Annotated in this window: 8 protein-coding genes; 6 read left to right on the plus strand and 2 right to left on the minus strand. The window is 69.2% G+C overall.

What is annotated here, in order from left to right; all coding sequences use genetic code 11:
• A partial coding sequence (locus tag AC1DXV_RS28285) for a response regulator (RefSeq protein WP_477936733.1) occupies positions 1-303 on the minus strand: 303 nt, incomplete at its 3' end.
• Between the two features lie 22 nt (positions 304-325).
• A complete protein-coding gene (locus AC1DXV_RS28290; protein ID WP_477870060.1) occupies positions 326-1,705 on the minus strand; it encodes an ABC transporter substrate-binding protein in 1,380 nt (459 codons plus the stop codon).
• 133 nt (positions 1,706-1,838) lie between these two features.
• Between AC1DXV_RS28290 and AC1DXV_RS28295 the strand changes: the two genes are divergently transcribed.
• From AC1DXV_RS28295 to AC1DXV_RS28320, 6 genes are all read left to right on the plus strand, one after another.
• The gene (locus AC1DXV_RS28295; protein ID WP_477870062.1) at positions 1,839-3,086 is read left to right on the plus strand and encodes an ABC transporter substrate-binding protein; all 1,248 of its coding nucleotides are present in this window, start codon (positions 1,839-1,841) and stop codon (positions 3,084-3,086) included.
• 85 nt (positions 3,087-3,171) lie between these two features.
• A complete protein-coding gene (locus AC1DXV_RS28300; RefSeq protein ID WP_477936735.1) occupies positions 3,172-4,083 on the plus strand; it encodes a carbohydrate ABC transporter permease in 912 nt (303 codons plus the stop codon).
• Positions 4,080-4,907, plus strand: coding sequence for a carbohydrate ABC transporter permease (locus AC1DXV_RS28305; RefSeq protein WP_477872266.1), 828 nt, complete (start codon positions 4,080-4,082; stop codon positions 4,905-4,907). Before AC1DXV_RS28300 ends, AC1DXV_RS28305 begins: the two co-directional genes overlap by 4 nt.
• Before the next feature lie 8 nt (positions 4,908-4,915).
• Positions 4,916-6,073 carry an ABC transporter ATP-binding protein gene (locus AC1DXV_RS28310; RefSeq protein WP_477872268.1) on the plus strand — a complete coding sequence of 386 codons (1,158 nt, stop codon included), beginning with the start codon at positions 4,916-4,918 and terminating at the stop codon, positions 6,071-6,073.
• 135 nt (positions 6,074-6,208) lie between these two features.
• Entirely contained in the window at positions 6,209-7,087 is an 879-nt protein-coding gene (locus AC1DXV_RS28315) for an SHOCT domain-containing protein (protein WP_477936737.1), read from the plus strand.
• A gap of 127 nt (positions 7,088-7,214) precedes the next feature.
• A complete protein-coding gene (locus AC1DXV_RS28320) occupies positions 7,215-7,475 on the plus strand; it encodes a hypothetical protein (protein WP_477871041.1) in 261 nt (86 codons plus the stop codon).
• The last annotated feature ends 140 nt before the right edge of the window (positions 7,476-7,615 follow it).

Below are 7,615 nucleotides of genomic sequence, written 5' to 3' on the forward strand. Positions count from 1 at the left end.
GAGTTCCAGGCCGACGATGCGCTCGGTGTCGTCGGCGCTCGCGGTCAGCATGATGATCGGCAGCGTCGGTGCGCGCTGCCGCACCATCTGGCACAGCGCGAAGCCGTCGGTGTCGGGCAGCATCACGTCGAGGATCACCAGGCTCAGGTCGTCGCGGTAGCGCTCGAAGCCGCTGCGGAAGCTCGCGCCGTCGGCCGCGAGCTGCACCACGTACTGGTGCTTCTCCAGGTACAGCTTCAGCAGCTGCCGGGTCTTCTGGTCGTCGTCGACGGCGAGGATGGTGCGCTTGCGGGCGAGGGTCATGGTGCAGTCCGGGGCGCAGTCTTCAAGGAGAAGCGGGCGACCGCGCCGCGCTGCGGATCAGCGCCACCAGGCGCTCCTGCGCGCGGGCGGGCGTGACGGCGGGGTCCTTCAGATAGCGGTGCAGCGCATCGGCCAGCGCGTCCTTCGTGGCCTCGTCGGCGGCCATCCGGTGCGCGATGCTCGGCAGCTGCGGGCTGTCGGCGCGCTTCAGCGTCTGCCACGAGTCGCGCGCGCACTCGTCGAGCTGCGCCGGGTCGATGTCGTCGCGCACCGGCACCGAGCCCTTGGCCTGGTTGTAGGCGAGCTGCGCTGCCGGCGACACCACCACCTCGGCCATGCGCTCCTGCTCGGGCTCGCGCTTCTTCGTGCCGACCAGCATCGCCAGCGTGTCGATGCTGTACAGGTGCATGCCGGCCGTGCCGGGCACCGGTGCGCAGCCGTAGTCGCGGCCGGCCTGCGCGCCCCAGGCGGTCAGCTCGCCGCCGGTCCAGTCGCCCATGATCAGCATGCCGGCATCGCCGGTGAAGAGCTGGCGCGCCGATGCGGTCCAGCGCTGCTCGATGGCCGTCTCTCCGTTCAGGCGCCGCAGCCAGCGCAGCCGCTCCAGCGCTTTCATGACGCGCGGGTCCTGCCAGGCCTGCCAGCGCTGCGTGGCGGCCAGCTCGGCATACAGCGCCGGCCCACCCTCGGAGAGCAGCAGCGTCTCGAACACGGTGGCGATCTGCCACGGCTCGTCACTCCATGCGAACGGTGCGATGCCGGCGCTGCGCAGCGTGGCCGCCGCCTGCTCGACATCGCCCCAGCCCTTCGGTACGCCGAGCTTCAGCCGCGCCCACACCCGCTGGTTGTAGAACAGCGTGTTGATGCGGTGCACGCCGAGCGGTGCGGCGACGATGCGGCCGCGGTGCGTGATCACGCGCTGCACCACCGGGAACAGCGACTGGCTCCAGCGGTTGCGCTGCGCCACCTCGTCGAGCGGCAGCACCAGGCCCAGGTCCGACCAGTCGGCCAGCGTGCGGCCGATCACCTGCGCGGCGTCGGGCGGGTCGCGCGCCAGCACGCGGCTGTTCAGCACCTTCATCGCGCCGCCACCGCCGCCGCCGGGGATCGCGGCGTCGTTCCAGACGATGCCGCGCTTGTCGAGCTGCTGCACCAGTTGCTCGACGGCGCGGCGCTCGCCGGCCGAGGTCCACCAGTGCAGCACGTCGAGGGTCTGGGCCTGCGCATGGATCGCCGCACCCGCGAGCAGCAGAAGCGTCAGGGCAAACCCGCGCCACGCGTCTTTCGAATCCCTGCGAATTGCAATGTTGTGTAAGGCGCGGGGCGCGGCACGGCCCTTCGCGGCGCCTGCGCAGGCGCGCAGTGCAGCGTAAGAAAGCGTGAGCGCGTCCTGTCGCCTCATGGTCGGAAATCCCTGGAATGACAAGCACTTGGCCTCGTGCAGCGGTGTCGCGCGCGGACCCTTGTGCGGGCCTCGTGTCACACGGCGGCCGATGGTACCTTGCGCCCCGCCCATCCACCGAAGGAGACTGCCCATGACCCGCCCCGTTCGCACCGCACTGGCCTGCGCCGCACTTGCCCTGGCCGCCAGCGCGCAAGCCGGCTCGCTCGTCATCGAAAGCTGGCGCACCGACGACAAGGCGCTGTGGGACGAGGTGCTGCTGCCGGCCTTCACGAAGGCGCACCCCGGCATCACGGTGAAGTTCTCGCCGACCGCGCCGCCGGAATACAACTCGGTGCTGAGCGCGCGGCTTGCCGCGGGCAGCGCCGGCGACCTGATCACCTGCCGCCCGTTCGACGTGGCGCTCGACCTCTACAAGAAGGGCCGCCTCGCGAAGCTCGACGGCGAGCCCGGTCTCGCGAACTTCCCCGATTCGGCCAAGGTCGCGTGGCAGACCGACGACGGCAAGGACACCTACTGCATGCCGATGGCCTCGGTGATCCACGGCTTCTTCTACAACAAGAAGATCTTCGCGGACGCCGGCGTCACGCCGCCGGCCACCGAGGCGGAGTTCTTCGCGGTGCTCGACAAGATCAAGGCGCAAGGCAAGGTCGCGCCGATCGCGCTCGGCACCGCCGACCAGTGGGAGACCAGCCAGATCGTCTTCACCGGCATCGGCCCGAACTACTGGAAGGGCGAGGAAGGCCGCCGCGCGCTGATCGCCGGCAAGAAGAAGTTCACCGATCCCGAGTTCGTCGACGTGTGGGCGACGATGGCCAAGTGGTCGGCCTACCTGCCCAAGGGCTACCAGGCCGAGACCTACGGCGACTCGCAGAACCTGTTTGCCTCCGGCAAGGCGGCGATCTACCCGACCGGCTCGTGGGACATCGCGTACTTCGAGAAGGAGCCCGGTTTCGAGTTCGGCGCGTTCCCGCCGCCGGTGCGCAAGGCCGGCGACGCCTGCTACATCTCGGACCACACCGACATCGGCATGGGCATCAACAAGGCCGGCAAGAATTCCGCGGATGCGAAGGTGTTCCTGACCTGGCTCGCGTCGAAGGAGTTCGCCGAGCTGTACACCAACAAGGCGACCGGCTTCTTCTCGCTGGCGAAACATGCAGTCGACGTGAAGGACCCGGTGGCGCGGCAGATGATCGGCTGGCGCGCGCAGTGCAAGTCGACCATCCGGCTGAACGCCCAGGTGATGAGCCGCGGCGAGCCGAGCATGGAGAACGAGCTGTGGACCGTCAACTCGCAGGTCCTCAACGGCAAGCTTGCGCCGAAGGATGCGGCCCAACGCATCCAGGCCGGCTTCGCCAAGTGGTACGCCCCGCAGAAATGACGTCCCCCCCGAAGCGCTGCGCGCCTCCCCCCGAGGGGGCGCCCCTGGTGGCCCGGCAAAGCCGGTTCCACGGGGGCCGCTGGGTATGAAACGCTTTCCGTGGCATGTGTTGGTGTTCCTGGCACCGGCCGTGCTGGTCTACACCGCGTTCAGCGCCTGGCCGCTGGTCGACACGCTGCGGCTCAGCGCCTACGGCACCGGGCCCGACGGCGCGGTGTCGTTCGTCGGGCTGCAGAACTTCCGCACGCTGCTGCTCGATCCGCAGTGGTTCGAGAGCTTCCGCAACGCGATGGTGAACAACGTCGAGTTCTTCGTCATCCACTCGCTGGTGCAGAACCCGGTGGCGCTGGTGCTGGCGGCGCTGCTGTCGCTGCGCGGCCTGCGCGGCGCGGCGGCCTACCGCACGGTGCTGTTCCTGCCGACGCTGCTGTCGGTGGTGATCATCGGCTTCAGCTGGCAGCTGATCCTGTCGCCGCTGTGGGGCGTCACCGAGAAGCTGCTCGGCTTCGTCGGGCTCGAGCGCTTCTTCGGCCCGTGGCTCGGCATGGAGGAGACCGCGCTGCCGGTGCTGACGCTGATGTCGGTGTGGCAGTTCATCGGCATCCCGATGATGCTGATCTACGCGGCGCTGATCGCGATCCCCGAGGACATCATCGAGGCCGCCGTGGTCGAGGGCGCCGGGCCGTGGCGCATCTTCTGGGCGATCCGCCTGCCGCTGATCCTGCCGACGCTCGGGCTCGTCAACATCCTGACCTTCGTCGGCAACTTCAACGCCTTCGACCTGGTGTATGCGGTGAAGGGCGCCTCGGCCGGCCCGAACTTCGCGACCGACCTGCTGGGCACGCTGTTCTACCGCACCTTCTTCGGCTACCAGTCGCAGCCGGGCAGCGCGACGATGGGCGCGTCGCTCGCGACGCTGATGTTCCTGGTGATCCTGTCGGGCATCGCGGTCTACCTGTTCGTCGTGCAGCGGCGGCTGCGGAGGTTCGCGTTGTGAACCGCCTGGCCCGGTCGATCTTCGTGCACCTGACGCTCGGCGGCTACTCGCTGCTGGTGCTGTTCCCGATCCTGCTGGTGCTGGTCAACTCGTTCAAGACGCGGCGCGCGATCTTCGACGACCCGCTCGGGCTGCCCACCGCCGCCACGCTCAGCGTGGTCGGCTATGCCAAGGTGCTGGGCAACGCGTCGATCGGCGGCATGTTCGCCAACAGCGTCATCGTCACCGGTTGCTCGTTGATCCTGATCCTGCTGCTCGGCGCGATGGCCGCGTGGGCGCTGACCGAATACCGCTTCCCCGGCAACCGGCTGCTGGCGCTGTTCCTCGCGTTCGGGATCATGGTGCCGATCCGCCTCGGCTCGGTGTCGATCCTGCAGACCATGGTGGCGCTCGACCTCGTCAACACGCTGACCGCGCTGGTGCTGGTGTACGTGGCGCAGGGGCTGCCGCTGGCGATCCTGATCCTGTCGGAGTTCATCCGCCAGGTGCCCGGCGAGCTGAAGGATGCGGCGCGCTGCGACGGCGTCAGCGAGTACGTGATCTTCCTGCGCATCGTGCTGCCGCTGGTGCGTCCGGCGGTCGCCACGGTGGGCGTGTTCACGATGGTGCCGATCTGGAACGACCTGTGGTTCCCGCTGATCCTCGCGCCCTCGGAAGGCACGCAGACGCTGACGCTCGGCGTGCAGCAGTTCATCGGCCAGTTCGCGACCGACTGGAACGCCGTGCTGGCCGCGCTGTCGCTGGCCGTGCTGCCGGTGCTGGTGGTGTATGCGCTGCTGTCGCGGCAGCTGATCCGCGGCATCACCGCGGGTGCCCTCAAGTAACTTCACCCATGACCCAAGTCACGCTGACCAACGTCTCGAAATCCTATGGCGACACCGTCGTGCTGCAGGGCGTCGACCTGCAGATCGACGCCGGCGAGTTCGTCGTGCTGGTGGGCCCGAGCGGCTGCGGCAAGACCACGCTGCTGCGCATGATGTGCGGGCTCGAGGAGATCACCGGCGGCGAGCTGGCGATCGACGGCGTGGTCGTCAACCACCTGCCGCCGGCGCAGCGCGGCATCGCGATGGTGTTCCAGAGCTACGCGCTGTACCCGCACATGAACGTGTTCGACAACATGGCCTTCGGCCTGAAGCTGCACGGCGCCGACCGCGCCGAGCGCAGGCGGCGCATCGAATCCGCCGCGAAGGCGCTGCACATCGACCACCTGCTGCAGCGGCTGCCGCGCGAGCTCTCGGGCGGGCAGCGCCAGCGCGTGGCGATCGGCCGCGCGATCGTGCGCGACCCGAAGCTCTTCCTGTTCGACGAGCCGCTGTCGAACCTGGACGCCTCGCTGCGCGTGAAGACGCGCGTCGAGCTGGCGCGGCTGCACCGCGAGCTGAAGGCGACGATGGTCTACGTGACGCACGACCAGGTCGAGGCGATGACGCTCGGCGACAAGATCGTCGTGATGCACGAGGGCCGGGTGCAGCAGGCCGGCACGCCGGTCGAGCTGTACGAGCAGCCGGCGAACCGCTTCGTCGCCACCTTCATCGGCTCGCCGGCGATCAACCTGCTGCCGGCGACCGTGTCGGCCAGCGGCCATGACGGCCTGGTGCTGGCGCTCGCGCGCGGTGCGCAGGCGCGGGCGCAGGTCGAGGCCGGCGAACTGCGCAACGGCCAGGCGGTGGAGATCGGCATCCGGCCGGAGCACTTCACGAGCGTGGCGCCCAATGCGATGGCCAGCGCCGCGCAGAACGACGACGGCGTCCGCTTCGACGGCGAGGTGGTGCTGGTGGAGCAGCTCGGCGAATCGCACCTCGTCTACATGCGCACCGATGGCGGCGAGGAACTGGTGATGCGCGGCAGCGCGCTGACCCGCGCCCGCCCGGGCGACCGGGTGGCCTGGCGGGCGCCAGCCCAGGCGCTGCACGTGTTCGATGCGGAGGGCAGGGCGCACCGGCGGCTGCACGGCCTGGAATCCCTGGAGGGCACGCGGACAAACGCGTAGGCGCCGGACCGTGTTGCAAAACTACAATGCGACCCGCGTCGTGGGTGGAGGGCACCCGCGACACGCCGTTTTCCCCCGCATCCCGAGGACCGACCTACCGTGAAACGAGCATCTCTCCGGCTGAAGCTGGTTGTCGTGTCAGCCATCGTCGCAAGCACCCTGGGATCGGCGCAGGCCGCCGGCCTGTTCGATTCACTGCTGGGCCGCGAGGGCACCCAGGCCGAGCAGAGCGCGAAGGCCCGACAGCGCATCTGGCGCATCCGCGAGTTCAGCACCGTGCAACTGCTGGCTCGCGAGGCCGGTGCCCCGGAGAACCAGCACCCGGTGAAGCTGAACCCCGACGCGCTGCGGATCGCGCTGGGGCAGTTCAAGTCGCTCGACTCGCGCGGCAAGGAACGCGCGCTGTTCGACGCCGACGAACTGGCCGAGATCAGCGAGCCGATCGCCCAGGCCTTCGCGAACGCCGAGCCCGGCGACGACGTGCTGCTGGTGTCGAGCGCGCGGCGCGACGGCTTCCTGGCGCCGCCGACGGCCGTCACCGCGCGGCTGTTCGTCGAGGGCGGCAACCTGAACTTCATCGCCCACGACAGCAACTTCGAGTTCGTGCACATCGTGCGCTCGACCAGCATGTCGCCGAACTTCCTGTACGGCGCGCGCGGCAAGGCGTCGGATGTGAAGCTGGTCGGCGCCGGGGCGGGCAACCGGCGCAGCGACTGGCTGACGGTGTCGCTGACGCAGGCCACCACCGTGCCGACGCCGCCGCCCCCGCCGCCGCTGGTGCTGGCGGCACCGCCCGCGGCGGCTGCGACGCTCACGCCGGCACCGGCACCCGCGCCGCTGGTGGCGACGCCTGCGGTGCAAGCCGCCCCGGCTGCGCCGATCGTCAAGCCGGCCGACCCGAAGGCCGACGAGATCGAGCGCCGCCTGACCGCGCTGAAGCAGCTGCGCGACAAGGGCCTGATCACCGACGACGAGTACAAGCAGAAGCGCAAGGACATCCTGCAATCGCTGTGAGCCGCGGCCAGGATCCAGGATCCGACATCGATCCCCCCGAAGAGGGAGTCAATCGGATGGATGGATTTGCCGCGCGGCATCGAACATAGTCTCGCCTCGCGGCAGGGTTGCCGCCGTGGAGCGCGAGATGCAGTTCGATCAGCAATTCAACGAAGGTGATTTCCGGATTTTCGTGGCCGCGCAGGAGAGCGGGCGAGGCCGCGGCTACACGGCCGCCGTCGTCGTGAGCCGCGTGCGCGGCGCGGTGAACACGCCCTGCGAGGTGTACCGCGACTGCTGCCTGGCCGGCGGCCACCGCTGGATCTCGCGCGGCGCCGCGCTGTCGTATGCGGTGTCGGTGGGTCGGGAGATCGCGCACACCGAGCCGTCGCGGCTGGCGCATTGCTGATCTGCCATCGCGCGCTGAAATCGATCTCTCAAAACGGACCGACAAAGAAAAAGCGGATGGTGCAAGCACCATCCGCCCGAAGAAGCCGCAGTGTCATTGGGAGGAGGGAGGAGGTAACTGCGGCTCCGTGTCTGTGACTT

The organism is Rhizobacter sp. P3_C12, assembly GCF_056402735.1.